Source organism: Streptomyces sp. A 4/2, from assembly GCF_940670765.1.
In the GTDB taxonomy this organism is placed as follows: Bacteria; Actinomycetota; Actinomycetes; order Streptomycetales; family Streptomycetaceae; genus Streptomyces.
The window spans coordinates 16,980-36,427 of the sequence record NZ_CALNVW010000047.1 but is presented as its reverse complement, the minus strand read 5'-3'; the positions used below and the strand labels follow the sequence as shown (position 1 = coordinate 36,427).

The window sequence follows — 19,448 nt, the reverse complement described above, 5'->3', positions numbered from 1 at the left end:
ACGGCGTCCTCGTGTGACGGCCGGGCGGAGGTCTCAGTGGGAAGGCCGGCTTCGCCGCCGTGTGACGGCGGCCCGGTGGAGGTGGTTCGGCGCGGCCCATGGCCGGTCGGCTGGTCTTCGGGTGCCGGGCACGGCGCGCGGGCGGCCCCGGGCGCCGTGACGCGGCGGTGACCAGGTCAGGCGTTCTTGCTCCCTGCCCCGTCGGTCTTGAAGTCCGCGAACAGCCAGAGCGTCTGGTCGGGGTCCATCTCCACTCCCCCAGTGGCCAGGTCCACGGCGACCCCGGGCCCGGTGACCACGGGCAGGGCGCCTTGGGCCAGCGCTTCGGCCCGCCACCGGGCCCCTTCGTCCCCTGTCAGGAGGGGAATCGGCACGGAGGTGAAGAGCTCCCCGTCGGCTGTACGTACGTCGGTCTGCCCCGTCCGGGGGTCGCACGTCACGGTCCAGCCCTGTCCTGCTGCGAGTGCTGCGTCCACGTCGGCGTCCAGGGCCACGAAGCCTGCCATCTGGAGCAGTTCGAGCGATCCCATGTGGGCTCCGTCGCGGCCCATGACCTCCAGCGGCGGGCTCTGTACCGCCAGGCCGACGAGCGTCGTGGTCCCGTCCAGGGAGAACGTCATCGCGGACGCCTTGGCGGGCATCGGCGGGGCCTCTCCGACCCGGCCGTGGAAGTAGCCGTCCCGCATCGCATTCCGCATCGCATCGGTGCTCATGCCGGCCAGCTTCCCAGCGTTCGGACGGCCTTGAGGCCGCTATCGCGCAGAACGCCGCGATCGAGGGAGCGTCACGGCCGGAGGTGGCCTGCGCTCCCGTCACCGACGTCGGCATCCGCTGCACGCACTGCGGCCTGCCGGTCACGGTGGTGTTTGCCGATCATGCCGCGATCAGGTCGGCGGGCGGCGTCTCGCGGCGGCGTTCCGCCCAGGTGCGGACCCGGGCGGCGTCGCCGGGGCGCACTCCGGCGGCGATGGGGTCGAGGGGCAGCAGTGCTGCGTGCAGGGCGCGGATTCGCTGGTCGACGGAGATGCTGATGCGTGCGTAGTTGCCGTCGCGGATGGAGGCGACGGTATGGGGGTTGACGCACAGCCCTTGGGCGAGACGGCGGGCGGGCCAGCCCCGTTCGGCGAGCTCGGTGAGCAGGACGGAGGCGGGGGCCGCGTCGACCTGGCCGCGGCCGGCCAGCGGAGCTGGGCGCTCCTTCGGAGGAAGTGGCACGCCCAGCACTGCGTCGGCGGTGACCTGGGAGACCTGAGGAGGGTGGAGCGGCGGCGGCTTGAGGAGGCGGCGGATCAAGGTCACGGAGACGCCGGAGACGCCGGCGATGTCCTGCGCGGACATGCCGTGCTCGCGCAGGGCGGCGGCGTACTGGGCAGCGGGGCCGGCGTCCACTCGGCCGCGGCGGCCGGCCTCTCGTTCCCGGTCGCGCTCACGGCGCGCCTTGCGTGCGGCGGCCACGCAGACGGGTCGGGTGCAGCCGTAGTCGGCGCAGGACGGCTGCCCGTGTCGGACCCGGCTTCGCGCGGGACGGCGGCCGGACGGCCGAGCCGATCCGCCGATGTCAGCGGAAGCAGGCGTACCGGCCGGAGCAGCTGGAGCGGCGGAGGCCGGAGGCTCCCGCCGCTGCCGGGGGCTGGGGGTCGGGACGGGGGGAACGAGCAGCGCCACGGCACCTGAGGCCAGGGCTGCTGCCCTGTTCTGGTACTTGCCCGCGCCGTCGTTCACGCCCACCATTGTGAAGGCCCGGGGGCTCCGGCCCGTGACACCTCGGCCGCTTGCCTCCGAGCGGAGGTCCGCCCGTCCCGCCGGGGAACGGCAGTGGCCCCGGCGCGGGGGGGATGCGCCGAGGCCACTGGAAAGTAGCGGGGACAGGATTTGAACCTGCGACCTCTGGGTTATGAGCCCAGCGAGCTACCGAGCTGCTCCACCCCGCGTCGGTATGCCGTCACTCTACGGCATCGCGTCCGGCGCTCTGCACTGCTTTTCCGGCGGCGCACGGTCCTCCACCCTTCCATGTATTTCTTAATTCTGTGACTTCATGTATTGTTACAAATCTCCTTTCGAATGGGCCCTCCAGCCCGCACCCATCCCAATGAGGCGTGACCATGGCCGTCATGATGACCCGCCGGGGCAAGCGCCGGGACTACTGCTGTCCCGGGCACAACCCCAAGGAACTGCACCACGGAACCGAACGCGCCCGCGAGAAGCGCGAGTGGCTCCGAGAAGCCGCCCAGGACCTCGCCGACGGCGAACACCTCCTCGACTCCTGAGCCTCACCCCCGATACGGGGCCCATGCCACCTCCGGCCACGGCCCCGATCCCGTCCCCTCCCGGAGATCACCTGTGCCTCCCCCGCCCCCGGCCGAGCCCGAAGAGATCACGCTCCCCCTCCCCCGCGGCGGCGTCCTGTCCGTGTCGACCACCGCCTCCCCGCAGGCCGGCACCGCGCGCTACGCCGTCCACACCCGCCACCTTCGCGGAGTCCTCCTGGTCCGCCCGTACACCGTCGCCGACGAACTTCTTCCCGCGGGTGTGCGGGTCAGCTTCGGCGACGGCGAGCCACCGGTACGCCCGTACCGGCCGCGTCCGGACGAACCGGTCGTCCACCGCGTGCGCGTGCACGGAACCGCGACCTGCCTCACCCCCGACCGCCTCCCGGACCCCCGCGCCGTCCTCGTGGAAGCCGTCGTCCTCGGCGAGCACCACGCGACCAGGCGGGTACCCGACCGCGCGGCGGACCTCCTGGAGGAAGTCGTCCTGGCCGTCCTTGAGCACTGGCAGGCCCGTGACGACCGCAGCGACCTGGTGCTGGCCGCCGCACGCCGGGCAGCCCCCACCGCAGTCCGCACCACCCGCGCTGCCCTGGCCACGGCCGAAGCCGACCTCCACGCCGTCCGAGAACGCCTGCGCCTGGACCAAGACCGCCTGCTGCGCCTGGACGAGCTGGCCGCCGCTCCCCCACCGCCGCCCGATCCGCCGGCCGACGTCACGCGGCTCGTGTACACCGACGAGCACGGCCAGGCGCTCGGCACGGCGCTGGTGCGGGAGACCGCGGTCAACCAACCGCCCGGCACCGTCACCTACCGGGTCGACGGGCCCCGGCTGGCCGGCAGCGTCGTCATCGGCCCGTACCGGCACAGCACACACCCCGTCCCCACCGGCGTCAGCGTGCAGTACGGCACCGGCGCCGACGACGCCCGCAGCGACGAGCCTGTCGTCAACGGCATCCGGCTGCGCGGGGGCTGGAACCACTCCAGCACGACGCCCATCACCCCATCCTTCCCGCCGACGCTCCCCCGTGCCTCCCGGGCCGACCCCGCCGCCACCCAGCCCGTCCCGGCGGCCACCAACCACCGCTGGTGGGCCGTGGTCCGCGCCCTGGCCACCCACTACACCCAGCGGCCCGACATCGCTCTTCTGCGCCGTGCCGCCGCGTACACCCGGGCCGCGGACCGCAGCCACGCCGAGCGGCAGGCCCTCGCCAGGCTCCGGGCCGAGCAGGACAAGCTGACGGACACCGCGGCGACGCTGCAAAAGCGCCTGGACGAGGCCACCGCCCTGATGCGCTGACCCGTCCGCGGCTCAGGCCGCCCAGGCCGCCGTAGGCCTACCGCGCCTCCGGGGCTACTCGTCTCGGTCGTCTTCGACCGCCGGCTCTCCCCGGACGATCCGCCTCGCCACCCCTTGCAGGGCCCGCAGCAGCTCCCGGTCGGCTTCCTCGGCCCTGGACTCGATGTTCCACCGGCGGATGTCGTCCACCAGGCCCTCGATCTCCCCGGAGAGCCGCTCCCGCAGCAACCCGGGGCGCAGGGCCTCGACCTCGACCGAGATGTTCGGGTCGAGGCCTTCGCTCAGGCACTCCTCGCGGTAGCGGGCGTAGTTGACGTCGCGGGTGTTGACGTCGTGGGTGGCGAGACGCCCGGAGCGGACGTCGTCCGCGGTAATGGCGATCTGCCGGAAGTCCAGGTCGAGTTCGCCGTTGCCGTAGCGCTGCATCCGCGCGGCCACGGAACGAGGTACACATCTGCCCGTGGGGTCCCAGTCACCGCAGAAGATCACGGTCACCGGCTTGCCCTGCCGTGCGTACTGCTGCGCGGCCTCCCAGACGAAGGTCTTGCTGGACTGGCCCCGGCAGGAGTACAGGCCCACGCCCCACGCCGAGGTGACCGGCTCGACCACGCCCCCGACCGAGTCGCTCTCGACCCATACCTCGACGCGGCGGCGCTGGGAGGCCCACAGGTTGCGCCGGTAGCTCTCCGCGTGGCGCTGAAGGGCGTCGTCGAGGGTGTCGTACTGCGTCTCCTGCCGGGCCATGCGGGTCCCGTCGGTGATCCACTCCCAGGGCATCCGGCCAGCCTCGCGAAGGTGGCCCAGCTCGCGGACGACCAGCGAGTAGTTCTTGCGGGAGTGACCGGTGTCCTTGTCCCAGAGGAGTCCGATGCCGAGGTAGTACACGTGGCGGACGCTGCACGGCTGCGCCTCTTCCGTGATCGCGCAGATCGCCAGCCGCAGGGCCTCGACCTGGGCTTTCGTCCGGCGGCCCCGCTTTGCGGGGCTAGCGCTGTAATCCGCCATGCCTCCAGTGAACCGCGGCGTCCGAGCCTGCGTCGCCGCCCGGCCGCCGGTACCCGGGCGGGCGGGATGGGCGGTTGGTCCGACCCTTGATGGCCGCCGTCCGGGCGGGCGGCCCGTCGACACCAGCCCGCCTCTCCGTTCGTCGAACGGGATGCATCATGATCCGCGCCCCGCTGTCCGCTCCGGATGCGCGGTTTACGGCCCGGAGAGAGGCGGGCTCGGGCGCCGGCCTCCCCCGGGCTCAGCTCACCGGCTCGGCCGGCCGCAGGCCCTCGCCGGACGCCGCCGGGTCACGCCAGTCCAGGTCCAGCTGGTCCGCTCCCTCACGGACCACGATGGGCCCGTGCTTCTTCTCCAGCTTGTTGTACTGGGTGCGGCCCGAGCCCTCCTGCTGGTAGCCGGCCCACCGGGCGAGATTGGGCTTAGTCAGCTCCACTCCCGCCTCCTGATGTGCCAGGTAGATCCGCTCGGCCCGCTGGACCTTCGTCTCACCGGGCGGGGCGACGCCGAGGTTGACCTTGGGCTCCTCCGCTCCGGTGTCGGCCGCCTCGTCATCCTCCTCGTCGCCGTCCTCGTCCTTCGCCTCACCCGGCTCCGGGGTCGGGTCACCCTCCGGCTCCGGAGCGTACGAGGCCTCGCCGCGATGCTGCCCGTCTTCCAGCTCGGGATCTGGCACCTTCTCCTGGCCGACACCGGGCCCCTCAGGCGCTCCCGCCGGGGCGTGCCCCTCGGCCCCTTGCGGGTCGCCCACCATCTGGGCGGGCGCCGGGGCTGCGGGAGCGGCGGCCGGCGAAGCAGCCGGTTCGGGAGCCGACTCAGGCGGGGCGACAGCAGAAACGTTCACCGGCGGCGCGGGCGGGACGGCAGCGGGCACGTTCACCGACGGAACTGCGGCAGGCGGGGCGACAGCAGGGACGTTCACCGGCGGAACTGCGGCGGGCGCCTCCACAGCGGGCGCGGCCGCGACCGGTGGTGCCGCTTCAACCGCCGCGGGGGCAGGCCCCTCGTCAAGCTGCCGCTCAGCCGATGCCGTGATGGCGACCGTGCTCCGGTCGATCGCGATGCCAAGCCGGGCCTGGCGCAGCGGCCGCAGCTCGGCGGAGGCCGCCTTCCGCCGCCAGCCCCACCCATACTTCGCCCGCAAGTCCTGCCTCAGCAGCATCTTCTCCTGGTAGCGCTCCAGAGCCAGGGCGTACGACCGGATCTCCCAGAGCTTCATGTCCCGCCAGATGGAGAAGGTCGCCACCGGCTGCAGGAACCAGCGGGACAGCCGGATGGAGTCCATGTGCTGGTCGAGCTCGAGGTCCGTCGCCTTCGCGATCGCGTTGCGCATCGCTTCGGTGACGGCGATGAACAGGACTGGGATCGTCGCGTGCATCGCGGAGCCGAGGACGTCGGGCCAGGAGGACGCCGCGTTGAAGAAGATGGTCGCCGCGGTGAGCAGCCAGGCTATGTACCGCAGTAGGGGGTACTTCAGGTTGACCGAGGTCAGGGCCAGGTCCAGGGCGAGCAGGACCGCGATCCCCAGGTCGACCGCGAGGGGGAACGCCGGGGCGAACGAGCCGAAACCTTTCTCCTCGGCCAGGGCCCGCACCGCTGTGTAGGAGCCGACGAAGCCGGCCGTCGCGATCGCGAGCGACCCCGCACCGATCGCGCCGAACAGCGCCTTGCGTCCCCTCGTCCACTTCATCCGGGCGCGCGCCGGGGCGGGGGCGGGCGGTATGGACGGCCAGAGGACGGTGCTGCTCGACCCAGCGGTCATTGGTCGTACTTCCCTCTCGTCGAGTCCGTGCGCAGGCGCGCATCGCACATAGAGGTGCGATCAACGCCTCGGGTGTGACACGGATCGACCTCCCATCGCATTCAGGCCACCCCGGTGGCCTTGAACGGTACGAGGGATGAGGTCGACGAACCACCCCCTTTTTCTCACGTTACCCCGTTCCACCTGCCTATTTGTACTGAAGATCACGATCTTGCCCGCCTGTAGGTCCGCTGGGCGCCTTCGTTACGCTTCAGTAGACCTGCCTACCAGCTGGCTGGAATCACCGTCCCCGATCGCCTGGAGAGCTCCGATGCCGCCCATGGTCACCGTCGTCGTCGCACTCCTCGCCGGCCTCGCAGCAGGCGCAGCGGCCCGGCCGCTGATCTTCGCCCGCGCCGTACCCCGGGGCGAACCGAACCGGACCGCGTGCCCCTCCTGCGCCAACAGCTACCCCTCCCCCGGACTCCGCGGCCGACTTCAGGCGACCAGGGGACGCTGCCCCTCCTGCGGCTCGAAGACCGGCCCGGCCGCCGGCCTGCCCGAACTGCTCACCGGGGCGTCCTTCGCGGCCGTCGCCGCCGCCGGAGCAAGTGGCTGGGCCGGGGCCGCGCAGTACTGGCTCCTCGCCTGCGGAGCCGCCCTGACGGTCATCGACCTCAAGGTCCACCGCCTCCCCGACATCCTCACCCTGCCCGCGTCCGCCGGCACCGTCCTGCTGCTCGGCGGAGCCGCCCTGGCCGGAGATCCTGGCAGCATCTGGCGCACCCTCACCGCGGCGGCGGTGGTCACCGCCGTCTACCTGGTCCTCGTCGTCGCCGGCATGGGCATGGGCGACGTCAAACTCGCACCCGCCGTCGGCGCACTCCTCGGCTGGTCAAGCTGGACCTCCGTACTCTGGGGCACCTTCGCCGGGTTCGCCCTGGCCGCAGTCACCGGCCTCGCACTGATCCTTACCGGGCGCGCATCCACGAAGAGCCGCTTGGCCTTCGGCCCGTACATGATCATCGGAGCACTCGCTGTCTCCATCATGAGCACCTGACTCGAACGCAGGCTGCCGCCCCAGCGGTCGATCGACTCATGAAGGCTCCAGGGAGCGACCCATACCGTTGCGGGCTCGTCGACGGATAGGTCCGGAGCACGACTCCGCCAGCGGCAACTCTCCGGTCGCCAATGCTGAGCGACTGCCGTTCTGACCGGGTGCCGTGAAATGCGGCTCAGGACGCCTCGAACTCCGCCGACGAGCCTCTCTGGACGCTGCGCAGATCCCCAAAGGGACAGAATGGCCCCCCTAGCAGCCGATCAGGAGATGCCTGGGCAGTTAGAGCCACCAGGGCGAGATAGGCCGCCACAGCGAATACATGCAGGTCAGGGGCCCTTTTCCCGTCCCTCAAGATGCCCACAAAAGGCATAAATCGGGCCCTGCGTCTATCCCTCGGCGAGAACCTTGCAAGGTGGTGTGCCGCCTATCACGCCAAGTCCTCAGCAAGCTGGTGATCTAGCGGTGTGACCGCGCGGCACACCCTTTGGCCTACTGGTCCACCAGCATGAAAGTGCACTAATGAGCGAGCGTGCCGCCCTCTCCACTAGACCGCCATGTAGCGTATCGAGATGCCATTCTCATGCTGTGCTTCCTGGCGTATGTGAGGGCCGACCAAAAGGAATCACTCTGTGCATATCCGATGGCGGGAAACAGGGCACTTCAACAGGCTGGTCCGACGGCCAACCTCAAGTCCCGCCGAGGTACCGACCCGTGAGTCGGCCATGAGGCCGACCCTGCGGACGACCTGATAACCGACTCGAAAGCCTTTCTTTGAGCCGCACGAAAGACAAACCAGCGAGCCTGCCATCGTGGCCAACAACTTGCACCACACTGGACCGTTCGAATGGTATGTCTGATGGCGGTAAGGGGGGCGCTTCGCAAGGCCGGTCCGGATACCTCCCCGCAAACCAACGGCAAGGCCACCCAGGAGGCCATCCCAGAGGCCTCCTTCGGAACTAGCCGGGAGTCTAAGCCAGGGGCCGCGCGAAGGGTCAACCGGAAGGACGCCTGGAAGTCCACCCGCGAGGCTGCCCCAGAGGTAAACCGAGGGGCCGGCCGCGGGTCTGGCCAATGAGTCAGTCGTCAGCCCACTTCTGCGGACGACCTGGCGACTAGCTTGAAAGCCTTTCGCCGAGCCACGGGACAGGCAGACCAGCGCGCCCGCCACTTCGTGCGACAACTTGCACTGCGCCAAACCACCCGGGTAGCTCCGCAGCTTGAGCGACAGATTGCCGACTGGTTCGCCATGCGACTTGGCAACATTCCGCCCAGCATGAAGGCCAGTCATCTGGCTGCTAACAGCGTCTACTTGGTTGCAAGCCGCTTGCCGCCATGGGGATGCACTCATGGCGCCGCCCTGAGGCCACGGCGAAAAGCGGACACGGAGGAATGCAATAGAGCCAGCACCAATGCACTTCCGCCGGTCTACACGTTGGGCGGCTGATCGTCTCCGCAACCGACCCCCGTTAAGACCATCCCGGTCGCAAGCGAGCTGGCCTCTCAGTTTGCTTGCGAGTTGGCCCGCCAAAGGGCCAGCTTCTGAGCAGCGCACTTGAAGGCCACCTAGCTGCAAGCGAAGCCATCGCAGTCGCACCACACCCGGCTTACCTACCGGCAAACCCGCCTGCGATCCACAAAGGTGCCAGCGAGCCCTCCTCGGATGACACACCCTAGGCACACAACCAGTGCCTACTTGCGAGCACCCCAACTGCTCAGCATCTGACCACACGCACAGCTGCCACGATGTCATGCACTGTCGCACCCCTACATGCATGCACCCAGTAGTGCAGCATCTCGCACCACCATCACACATCAGGGGCTTGCAAGTAGGTCTGCAAGTAGCTGTGCAAGTAGTTCCGACTGCTTGTTTGCGCAGGTGAGAGGCACTTGCCCAGACCGAAAGCGCCCTGTCAGCACCACTGCTTGGGATAGCCTCCAGCTCGCACCTAGGTGCACCACCGCTTGGACCTGAAGAGTGCCAAGCGATCGCTACCCGAGGGATGCTCAGCATCGAAGCAGGTGTCGACCACTGGGGCACTCCAGCGGAGACGCCGAGAGAGGTATCTGCGCGGCTGCCTGCGATGCCGAAGATCGTTGTGGCAACATGTTCAGCGACAGCCGCACTGCTCTGCTTCACGCCCTGCACGCTGCCCGCCTTCCCATGCTCGAACCATGTCCTGACCTGCGAGGAGTCTAATGCCGACGGATGTACTCCCCTACAGCTTCGCTCTAGCTGAGTATGACAAGGATGAGCCTCTGGACATCCCTTGGGAGGACCTCTGGCATGTCTACGTCTTCGCGAACGACAAGGGCGGCAGCGGCAAGACCAGCGTGACGGCGAACTTCGCGCTCATGCTGATGCGGTACCTGAAGAAGATGGGACAGGAGCCCCGGATACTGGCTCTCGACATCAACGGTCAGGGAAACCTGGCGATCCACGAGTTCGGCGTCGACAAGAAGTATCTGGACGAGGGCGAGGCTCTGGTCGAAGCCTTGCGCAAGGGGACGCCGCTCAAGCCGGTTCCGGTACGCCCTGGCCTTGACCTCATTGTCGGCGGTCCGAAGATCGAGGAGTTCGTCACCGACGTCTACCCGAGGCTGCGGTCCGCCTTCACCAAGAACGCAGACCTGAGGCTCCTCCAGTGCCTTCTGCCGATCGCCGGTGACTACGACTTCATCCTGATCGACCTCCCGCCGGAGAACCCGGTGATGCAGCGCCAGGGTCTGGCGTGTAGCCGCTGGGTGGTCATGTCGACGAAGACCGACCGAGGTTCCCTCGACGGCACCTTGACAATCAAGAAGCACTTCGATGAAGCGCGCAGAGTCAACCCGCTGCTCACGATGCTGGGCATCATCTTGTTCGCGACCGGCCGCAACTCGACCCTGATCCACAAGAAGGCTTCGGACTACCTTCGGAAGATCCTCAAGGGCGGCTATCACGGCTTCGACCGAGTCATTGGGCACAGTGAGCTGGTGGCGAGCCTGTCCCGGGACGACGAGCACCCCTTGGTTGAGCTCTTCGACCAGTACTCCGGCGGAGCGAAGCTGCCCGACACCATCCAGTCCGTGTACGACGACTACGAGACGCTCTGCCGACAGATCCTCCAACGAACCCAGGAGGTACGGGCGATCATGGAGCGTCCGATTGAAGAGGAAGCTGACGCCTGATGACTGAGAACGCCAATGCCGAAGCCGAAGCAACCGGTGACGACGACACCTACAACGTGCCCAACGTTGCGGCGTTGTCCGGCCGGCGCAGCGGCGCGCGGTCCGCGGAGCGTCGTACCGAGCAGCGCCAGGAGATGACCGACGAGGACCTCGCGGGAGGCGGCGCTGCGGTCCGCGTGGCTTCGCGGCCTCACGTACCTGAGTCGATCGACGAGGAGCCGGAAGAGGAGCCGGAAGAGGGGCCAGAAGCCGGCGACAAGCCTGTCACCATCAACGTCAGTCCCACCGTGGACCGTCGTCTTAAGGCCTACCGCAATAAGACCGGTCTCACCAACCTCGAAATCGTCTGGGAGGCCGTTGAGGCAGCTGAGAAGGAGGGCTGGAAGACGGTTGTCGCGACTGCGGTCCCGCCGGCCAAGACCCGACGGTTCGGGGTCCGGGCGAGCCAGACCCGCTACGCGGGGGTGGGAAGCAACTCGGTGTACACGCGCATGACGCCCGAGGAGCGCAACGAGCTCCGGCGCCTCGTCAAGGTCGCCGGAGTTCCTGATCGCTCGAAGCTGATCGCTATCAGCCTGAACTGGCACTTGCCTGGTACTGCGGACAAGCCCGCCTGATGTGATGGCTTGAAGGGCACGGGGGAGACCCCGGCTACGGGGGAGGACCCTCTAGTCGGAGGTCTCCCCCGTGCTTTTCCCGAGCGCAACCAGTTGCAGACCCACGTCAGCCGGGGTGGTTCAGGAACGCCGACGCGGCTATCTCCGCGGTGATGGACGCGGCCCTCCTGGCCACCCCGTCCATGTCCGCACGGCGGTCTTCCAAGAGCGGCATATACGCCGTCAGGTGGACGGGGCCACGCGCTGAGCGAGCGAATGGACGACCGTGAGGAGGGCCGACGGGTCCGGAGGCGCTCTCGGTCGCCAAGGTCGAAGGCACCGCCCGCCAGGGCTTTCCAGAGGTACCCCACTCTCCTCTGCGGGGGGAGGGATCGTTTTGAGCGAGGAGGACCGCGGGTGGTCGCGTAGCCCGGCACCGCGCGAAAGCCATGCGGCGGGTCTTCTCCTGGAGCCTCAGAGCCGGGAACCCGGCGGATCCACGTCCAGTTCGAAGCGACGTGAGACGCGCGGTGGGGCTGTCCAGGGCGTGCAGGTAGCCCCTGCGGGATGCTGAGTGTCGCTGGGCGGGACCTGGGAGTGGCAGGAAGGCCTGCACTGGGCCACCGACGAGGTTGACGGGCGGCGGCAGGAACCTTGGCGTGAGAGGGCGCGGGCTTGCGTCGGATCGCCTACGCGGTGGACGTGGGACTGGGCGCTCACCGCGTGTGCCCACTACGCAGTGTGACCCTTTCCTTTAACGCGCGGTCGTCGCGGTTAAAGGAAAAGGGTCACAGGGGGCTAGCCGTCCTCCGGTACGGTCGAGATCAACCGCCGAAATCAGATGTGGGCGTCCAACTCAGGCAGCTCCCACTTCGTATAGGTCAGCCGGCGCTCCGCGCCATTGATCAGGTCAAGCACGTCGGTCCCGAGGTAGGCCCGAGCGCCTCGTTCGACCTCCTTCACCTGAACAATCCCTGCACCAGCCAGCTCTTCCAGGGCACTTGAGGCTGAGACGAAGGAGATCCCGAGAAGGGACTGCGCTGCCCTTGCCGTAACGATCGGGACTCCAGGAAGTTGCTCCATCAGCCTGACGACTGCCGCGCCCTTCCGAGGCTGCCCTCGCCGGCCCAGGCTTGCCCTGTGAGCTGCGAGCTTTGCGTCCCAGGTCTTCCGCATCTGGACCAACTCGTCGGTGAACCGCCGAGCTTCGGCGACGGCGTCACGAGTTGCTGCGAGGAAGACGCGAATCCATGCCTCTCTGCCGGCGGCCGCTGAGGGGCTGTCTGACTCACCCACATAGCGGTAGGCGTTCAGGCCGCCGATGTACTCCCGTGCGTGGGCGAGGAGGGACATCGAGATCGGCAGGACATGGCCGACGGCCAACCCCTGCCTAGCGAGCACTGTGTGGATCAGCGCTCGACCGGTTCGGCCGTTGCCGTCGGTGTAGGGGTGAATTGTCTCGAACTGTGCGTGGACGAGGGCTGCTTGCACTAGGGGGAGCGGGTGATCCTCAGAGACGAATGCCGCCAGATCAGTCATAAGCTCTTCCACTGCCCCTGGAGCCGGTGGCACGTACTCGGCTCCGTGAGGACTGTAGGCGTTGCCGCCGACCCAGTTCTGCACTCGCCGAAGTTCGCCCGAGAGCTCTCCCTGCTCGGTGTCGACCATCAGTGCGGCCTGGAGGTCGTTGATGTCCTGAACCGAAACGCTCGGGGTCTCGGTGAGAAGCGACACCGCCTTCCGGAGAGCAAGGACGTTGTTCACCACCTCACGGGCACCATCACTGATCCCCTTGTGAGCGCGCGGGTCGTCGGTGGCCTGGATGGCGAGCATCATCTCCAGATGCGCGACCGCTCGGGCTGATGCGACGACCCCTTCGATGCGAGAGGAGGCGACGGCCTCCGAGCGAAGCAGGAAGCGGGCCAGCGACTCCAGGTGCGGGCTCGTGGGAGCAGCGTCGTTGAACGATCGGACTAGCTTGTCGACCGCGGCCACCTCGGCGCCTAGTTCTGCGGACAGCGCGATGGATCGGCCTTGAAGCATGTCTGGCATGTACGCGCCGAACGATCGGGCAGCCTGATCCTCCAGGCCGGCCGTCGCGCCAGGCCCCGATTGCCAGTGCTGCTCCGAATATCCTGCCACCAGACACGCTCCAAAGGTTCAGCCTCAGCGAGATCCGTTTAAGGATAGTGTGTTCCCCGTGATGTTTGGTGTGTTGCTTAAGGGTGCCGGGGCTAAAGCAGTCACGGCCCGGGCCTTCATGGTCTCCGCGGCAGCCTCACCGACCTCGCAGTTCTCTCCGGCCCGTCGGGCAAAACCATGCCGCAGTAGCGCTAACGCCTCGCCCACAGCGATGGTCACCGAGTCGGTAGCAAGTGGTCGGGAGAACGAAAAAGGCGACCGTCAGGTCGCCTCCCGGGCGGCTCAACCGAGCCGCCCATCACTCGGGGCCCACCCGAGCTCTTCACATGTTCACTTCATCAAGCCGACCCAGTCGGCCGTTCGTCGTGTCCTGCGGGGCCAACCGCTGGCTACGACACGGGAGGGGTCCAACCGCCACTGACCTGACCTGAAGCCGCTTTCGCGCGGCCGACGCTCTCACCCCCGCTGACCAGGCATCTTCGGAAAAACGGTCAAGCGGTCGGTTGCGTTGTGCCCACATCCCTATGCAGTTCTGGAGCAGATCATAGCCGCCAGCCATAGGGCTAGTCCCGTATTGCCAAAAAAAGGCTCGCCCGAGCCGCGCATGGACGATGCCCAAAATCGAACAGAACAGTTCAAATCCCCCATCCCTCGACGGGGGGCTCCGCGCGGGCGCCTCGCCTCCGCGAGTACCGACCCGACCACTCTGGATGAGCCGCTCAGGCTCCTCCCGCGTACCCGGGAGCGGATCTCCGGCGCGTTTGAAGTCCTGTTGGCGGATCGCTCGATTCATCAACGCCCACCGGTTGAGGCCCTGTCCGCAGTTGTCCTGCTGGCGAAGTCGCCGGCGGGGGAGTCGCGATTGGAGTTGACCGCCGGGGAGTTGGCACGGTGGTTGGGGGTGTCGGAGTCCTACGTCGACCATCGGGTGCTGCCGGCCCTTCGGGACTCGGGTGCGGTCTCGACCGAGGTGATGACGGCGTCGGTCGAGGGCGTGCGTCGGGTGACCGGCTTGCAGTGGGAGTTGTTGCCGCTCTCCGCCGCCCTAGCGCGGTGCTCTGCTCCGTTGATCCTGGAGAAGCGCGAGTTGGCGGTTCTCCTGGCGTTGTGCGAGCGGCTGTTCGCCCCTGGATGGGCTCCGGTGGGTAAGCGGGAGACGCCACCTGGGCTGCTCGGTAAGCGGCGGGGTCGCGGGGCGGCAGCCGAGCGTCTCGCGCTACTCCGTCTGGTGCTGGCGGCGCGGCCGGATGGCCGCGTGCCCTTGGTGGGCGGGGCGGTGGCGGCCGGGTTCGATCGGGCGGATGCGACGGTCGCGCGGCTGATCGGCCGCCCGTTGGTGGAGGCGGCCCAGGTGGTGGACGGGCTAGTCCGGCAGGGGTTGCTGAAGGTACCGGGCCGCGGTGCGCCCGACACACGGCTGAAGATCCTGGTGCCGGCGGTCGCAGCGGCACACGGGCGTTCCCAGGCAGACCTGGAGGTCGTCCCCGAGCAGTTCCCGCCGGGCGTCGACGAGGACGTCGAACCTGCGGGTGCTCCGTCGGATGGCCGGGGCTCGGTGTGCACGCAGTGCTCGGGCTCGTTGGAGGACGAGGACCTGTCGGGGCCGGGGGAGGGCTGGCTCCAGGGCGGTTTCTTCGACGTCGTGGACGGTGATCTCGTCGATGCGGATGGTGCACTCAGGGGTCAGGATGTTCCCGAGGCAGCGAAGGTAGGGGATGAAAGTGCCTCTGACCTGGGGGAACAGGCTGCTGAGGTGTCGGGTAGCGGCGCGGATACTGGTGCACCACTCCACGCCCACCACGCGTCTCAGGTGGTTGCTCTAGGTGGTTCTGGTGCTGCTGAGTTTCGCTTTTCCGGCGAAGCCGCATTGGGGTTCCCACCGTTGCCGGAGCGCGTGAGCGTGCGCGAGGACCGGCCCGAGCCCGGCACCGTTGAGGCCGACGAGCAGGTCGGTGGTTGCGGTGGCCCGCTTCGCGGGGAACAGCACCAGGACCTCGTCATCCAACGACAGGAGCAGAAGTCACCTGTCGGTGGTGCGCGGGTGCTGCTGCGGTGGTCGCTGCCCCGTGGGCTGGAACGGGTCCTGGCGCCGGTGCAGTGGCAGTGGGCCCGGATCAGGCATGCCGGTGGCCGCCGTCGAGTCCGGGCTGCAGCACGGGCCGAGCTGGTGCGCCTGGCCGGGATCGTCGGCGCGGAGCAGGCCCCGGTGGTGCTGGCGGAGCGCCTGGAGCGCCGGTTGGCCGCGCAGTTCGGGCAACCGGTACGGGATCCGATCGGCTGGCTGCTCGGCCGCGGGTTGCCGCAGCGGGCCGAGTGCTACGCCCAGGCATGCGATGACCGGGTGCGGATGGACACCGGCCGGGTCTGCCCGTCCTGCGAGCTGCTGGTCGAGGACCGCCGGGCGCTGCGGCACCAGGTCGCACGGTCCGTCACCGAGCAGCTGCCCGGCCTCGCGCTGGAGGAGTTCCGGGCGGAGGTGGAGCGGCGGCTGAGCCGGGAAGTTGCCCGGCTGGCGGCCGAGGAAGCCGTCCGCCGGGAGCGCGCGACGGTCGAGCGCGCCCGGCGTGAGAAGGCGTGGGCCCGCCAGCGGGACGAACAGGCGTCTGCGCAGGCTGAGTTGGCGGCCCGGCCGTGCGTGGAGTGCGGGGTGCCGGAGGCCGGTGGGCTGTGCCTGATCTGCTCGGAGACCCGGACGACGCGCCAGGCCTTGGAGTCGGCCTCGGAGTTCGCAACCGTTGCGGCCGGCCTGGTGGACGTCCCGGCCGCCACGGCCGACCTGCTGGGCGTGTGCCGGGCGCGGCTGGAGGCCGAGGCCGAGCAGGCGGGGGAGCGGTGGCGCGGCCAGGGGCTGCCGGAGGCGGCGGTGGTCTGGCAGCTGCGGGAGCTCGTCGAGCAGCTGGTGGCCCGGGAGCGCGCGCTCGCGCTGGAGGCCCTGCTTCGCGGCCCGCAAGCGAGGTCCGAGGCTGACCGGGTGGCCGGGATCGAGCGGGCCCGGCATCGCGGCGAGCCGGAGGTCCTGGCCGCGGCCGACGAGGCGGCCAAGCGGTGCGCACAGGCCCTGCTGGCGCAGCGGCTCGACCAGGTCCGCGCCGAGGTCCAGGCCCCGTCCCAGCCCCCAGTCGGGGGCTGGCGGGAGCGGATGTCCCAGTACGCGGCCCGGCCGCTGGAGGGCGAGACCCTCCCGGCACCGGTGCGGCTGGCCCGGGAGGCGGTGAGCGCGGCGTGAGCAGCGGACTTGAGCTCGCCATGCGGTGCGCAGGCAGGGGTTGGTGGGTCCATCCGCTGCTGCCCGGATCGAAGCGCCCGGCCGGCAACTGCCCCCGGTGCCGTCCACCCACGCCCGGGGGCCGCCCGCCCTGCGGGTTCCCCGACCTGGGCGCCGGCGGCTGCGGCTGCCTGGCAGCGGGACGGTACTGCCACGGGGTACGGGCGGCGACGACCGATCCGGAACTGATCCGCCGCTGGTGGCGCGGCCGCACCTTCGCCGTCGGCGTAGCCACCGGCCCGTCCGGTCTCGTGGTCGTCGACCTGGACGACCACCACCCCCTGTCGGAGCGCGAGTTGGTGCTGCCCGGCATCGACCTGGCCGCCGTCCCGGAGGCGGACAGGGTGCGCACCGGGGTGGACGTGCTGGAGCTGCTGTGCCGGGTGCGGCGCGCCGAGAGCCTGCTGCACGCCCCGCCGACGCTGACAGTGCGCACCCCGGGCGGCGGAGTCCACCTCTGGTACCGCGCCGGCGGAGCCCGGTTCACGCAGGGCGCCGGCCGACTGGGCTGGCAGATCGACGTCCGGGCCGGCTGGTCCACTGCCGTCGCGCCCACCACCAGGACCTCAGCCGGCTGCTACCAGGTCACCGGCCCGGAATCCGAACCTGCCCGATTCCCGCGTTGGCTCGCCCTCGAGCTCACGCGCGTCGGCCTTCGCTCCCGCGACCCCGCCGCCCCTCCGCCGACCCGAATCCGGCTTCCCCGCCCCGCCGCGCGGCACCGGCCGCACGACGCGGCCGCGTACGCCGCCGCGGCACTGCGCCGGGAGGCCGAGACCGTCGCCAGCGCCCGCTCCGGCCGCAACGACCAGCTCAACCGCGCCGGGTTCCGGCTCGGCCAGCTGGTCGGCGCCGGGCTGCTGGAGCTCGACGAAGTCCACCAGGCCCTCACCGAGGCCGCCGCGCTCGCCGGGATCGACCCCGGCGAAGCCAAGGCCCAGTCCACCCTCCGCCGCGCACTCCAGGCGGGCATGCGCTCGCCGCGCACCATCCCAAGCCCCGGAGCACGGCCATGACCGACCTGACCACCCGCGTGACGCTCCCGGTCCCGGCCGGCGAACCCCGACCCGCCCGCCCGGCGCCGACCGCCGAGCAGGGGGAGTCGACGGCCGCGGCACCGGCCGAGCAGCAGAGCACCGACCGCGGGCCGAAGCTGTCGCAGTCCGACGTCCTGCTCCACCTGGGCATGGACGAGTACGTCCTGGTGCGCTGCGACCAGACCGCGTACGCCGTCCCGGCCGAAGGACCGCCGATCGCCCGCCCGCTGCGCGCCGCCGGCGGCTTCGGCGGAACCGGCAGCCTGCGTCAACTCCTCAACCGCTCCTACGTCCTGCGCACCGGCCGGGCCCCCTCCCAGGGATGCCTGACGGATGCGATCGCCTCCATGGACGCCCTCGCCCTGGACGCCGAGGAACGGCTGGTCTGCCTGCGGATCGCCCCCGACCCGGCCGACGAACAGGTCACCTGGCTCGACCTGGGCCGCTCCGACGGGCTCAGCGTGTGCATCGAGCCGGGCACCTGGTCGGTGACCACCCCGCCCGTCGGCGAGGGCCCGCTCTGGCGGCGCACCCGGCTGACCGGCGAGCTCCCGCTGCCCGAACGCGATCCGGGCGGCTGGCGGGCCGGGCTGGGGCTGCTGCGCGAGCTATCCGCGCTGGCCGAGCCGTCCTGGCGGATGGCTGTCGCCTGGCTGCTGGCCGGGCTTCGTCCGGACATGCCCCGCCCCGTCGCGTACTTCAACGGCGAACGCGGCACCGCGAAGACGACATCCGCCCGGCAGCTGCTGCGGGTACTCGACGGGATCCGTGCCGAGGTACGCAACGTCCCGCGCTCCGAGGACGACGGCGCCGTCGCCGCGTCGGCCGGCTGGACCATGGGCCTGGACAACATCCATGGCATTCCCCAGTGGCTGTCGGACTTCCTGTGCCGCACCGTCACCGGGGCCTCCGTGGCCAAGCGGGAGATGTACACCGACGACGACGTCACCTCCTGGGCCTATCAGCGCCCGGTCGTACTGACGGGCATCGACGTCGGCGCCCTCCAGCCTGACCTCGCCGAACGGCTGCTTCCCTTCACCCTGGAGGCCATCGACCCCAAGGCCCGGCGTAGCGAGCACGATCTGTGGCGCAGCTACCGGGCCGCGCACGGCCGCATCCTCGGCGGCCTGCTCGAACTGGCGGCCGCGGTGTGGGCGCGCCTGCCCGACGCGGCCGACCAGCTCGACCAGAAACCGCGGATGGCCGACTGGGCCGAACTGCTCTGGGCCCTGGACGCGGTCACCGGCTGGGACACCCTGGCCACCTATACCGGCGCCCAGGAGGAGATCACCGACGACGTCATCGACGCCGACCCGGTCGCCACCGCCCTCACCCGCTGGGCCAGCGTCACCAACACCACCAAGTGGCAGGCCACCACCGGGCAGATCGACAACACCCTCCGACCGCCCGGCCCCCTCCCCGACACCTGGCCGAAGACCACCGCGCTGCTCTCCGCCCGCCTGACCTCCCTCGCCCCCGCGCTGCGCCAACGCGGCATCGACATCCGCAAACTGCCCCGCACCGGCAGCGGGCGAGGCTTCCTGATCACCCTCACCCCCGCCCCGGACCTGCGCACCTGACTCGACACCCGCTCGCCTGACGCAACCAGGACCCCACACCGCTCACCTCCCACCTGCCGTCGCCACCCGGACGCGCGGGCCGTCCGCATTCCCGGACGCCGTCGGAACGCCGACCCAGGCCGGCAGGAGCCCCTTCTCCATCGGTCGGCACCGCGGAGCCCGCCAAGGAGCCGGGGCCCCACCGCCAGGACCGTCCCGTCGGCTCAGGTCGGTTGCCGAATCCGGCAGACGGTGACGCAGAGGTGACGCCGCCCGTGACGCACCCAGCGCCCGGCCTGTAGTGGCTT

13 protein-coding genes and 1 tRNA gene are annotated in these 19,448 nt (G+C 69.9%); 8 read left to right on the top strand and 6 right to left on the bottom strand.

The genetic code is table 11. The features are described 5' to 3' along the window. Nucleotides 1-176: 176 nt before the first annotated feature. The 3 genes from NBY69_RS31590 to NBY69_RS31580 all read right to left on the bottom strand — a co-directional run bounded on the left by NBY69_RS31590 (nt 177) and on the right by NBY69_RS31580 (nt 1,931). Nucleotides 177-713 (bottom strand): hypothetical protein, encoded by a 537-nt coding sequence (locus tag NBY69_RS31590; RefSeq protein WP_250305371.1) that lies wholly within the window; start codon nt 711-713, stop codon nt 177-179. 160 nt (nt 714-873) lie between these two features. After that, on the bottom strand, nt 874-1,722 hold the full coding sequence (locus tag NBY69_RS31585) for a hypothetical protein (protein WP_250305370.1): 849 nt from the start codon (nt 1,720-1,722) through the stop codon (nt 874-876). A gap of 135 nt (nt 1,723-1,857) precedes the next feature. After that, nucleotides 1,858-1,931: transfer RNA gene (locus tag NBY69_RS31580), tRNA-Met, on the bottom strand. Between the two features lie 171 nt (nt 1,932-2,102). Here NBY69_RS31580 and NBY69_RS31575 point away from each other — a divergent pair. Beyond that, nucleotides 2,103-2,267, top strand: coding sequence for a hypothetical protein (locus tag NBY69_RS31575; protein ID WP_250305369.1), 165 nt, complete (start codon nt 2,103-2,105; stop codon nt 2,265-2,267). A 73-nt stretch (nt 2,268-2,340) separates the two neighbouring features. After that, nucleotides 2,341-3,567, top strand: a complete 1,227-nt coding sequence (locus tag NBY69_RS31570) for a hypothetical protein (protein WP_250305368.1) — start codon at nt 2,341-2,343, stop codon at nt 3,565-3,567. Nucleotides 3,568-3,621: 54 nt separating this feature from the next. On the opposite strand, the gene NBY69_RS31565 is transcribed toward NBY69_RS31570, so the two are convergent. Together NBY69_RS31565 and NBY69_RS31560 are read right to left on the bottom strand one after the other, a co-directional pair. Continuing rightward, complete coding sequence (locus NBY69_RS31565) at nt 3,622-4,572, bottom strand: hypothetical protein (protein ID WP_250305367.1); 951 nt, start codon at nt 4,570-4,572, stop codon at nt 3,622-3,624. Between the two features lie 241 nt (nt 4,573-4,813). Next, on the bottom strand, nt 4,814-6,334 hold the full coding sequence (locus NBY69_RS31560; RefSeq protein WP_250305366.1) for a DUF2637 domain-containing protein: 1,521 nt from the start codon (nt 6,332-6,334) through the stop codon (nt 4,814-4,816). A gap of 310 nt (nt 6,335-6,644) precedes the next feature. On the opposite strand from NBY69_RS31560, the gene NBY69_RS31555 reads away from it, so the two are divergent. From NBY69_RS31555 to NBY69_RS31545, 3 genes are all read left to right on the top strand, one after another. Continuing rightward, nucleotides 6,645-7,373 (top strand): A24 family peptidase, encoded by a 729-nt coding sequence (locus tag NBY69_RS31555; protein WP_250305365.1) that lies wholly within the window; start codon nt 6,645-6,647, stop codon nt 7,371-7,373. Nucleotides 7,374-9,569: 2,196 nt separating this feature from the next. Beyond that, entirely contained in the window at nt 9,570-10,541 is a 972-nt protein-coding gene (locus NBY69_RS31550) for a ParA family protein (RefSeq protein WP_250305364.1), read from the top strand. After that, entirely contained in the window at nt 10,541-11,158 is a 618-nt protein-coding gene (locus tag NBY69_RS31545; protein ID WP_250305363.1) for a hypothetical protein, read from the top strand. The genes NBY69_RS31550 and NBY69_RS31545 overlap by 1 nt, the downstream gene beginning before the upstream one ends. Before the next feature lie 816 nt (nt 11,159-11,974). On the opposite strand, the gene NBY69_RS31540 is transcribed toward NBY69_RS31545, so the two are convergent. Further along, nucleotides 11,975-13,279, bottom strand: a complete 1,305-nt coding sequence (locus tag NBY69_RS31540; protein ID WP_250305362.1) for a Fic family protein — start codon at nt 13,277-13,279, stop codon at nt 11,975-11,977. A 1,894-nt stretch (nt 13,280-15,173) separates the two neighbouring features. On the opposite strand from NBY69_RS31540, the gene NBY69_RS31535 reads away from it, so the two are divergent. From NBY69_RS31535 to NBY69_RS31525, 3 genes are read left to right on the top strand one after another with little or no spacing between them, the layout of a single operon-like run. Beyond that, on the top strand, nt 15,174-16,505 hold the full coding sequence (locus NBY69_RS31535) for a hypothetical protein (RefSeq protein WP_250305361.1): 1,332 nt from the start codon (nt 15,174-15,176) through the stop codon (nt 16,503-16,505). Next, nucleotides 16,502-17,560, top strand: coding sequence for a bifunctional DNA primase/polymerase (locus tag NBY69_RS31530; protein ID WP_250305360.1), 1,059 nt, complete (start codon nt 16,502-16,504; stop codon nt 17,558-17,560). Before NBY69_RS31535 ends, NBY69_RS31530 begins: the two co-directional genes overlap by 4 nt. After that, complete coding sequence (locus NBY69_RS31525) at nt 17,557-19,161, top strand: hypothetical protein (RefSeq protein ID WP_250305359.1); 1,605 nt, start codon at nt 17,557-17,559, stop codon at nt 19,159-19,161. Before NBY69_RS31530 ends, NBY69_RS31525 begins: the two co-directional genes overlap by 4 nt. Nucleotides 19,162-19,448 lie beyond the last annotated feature (287 nt).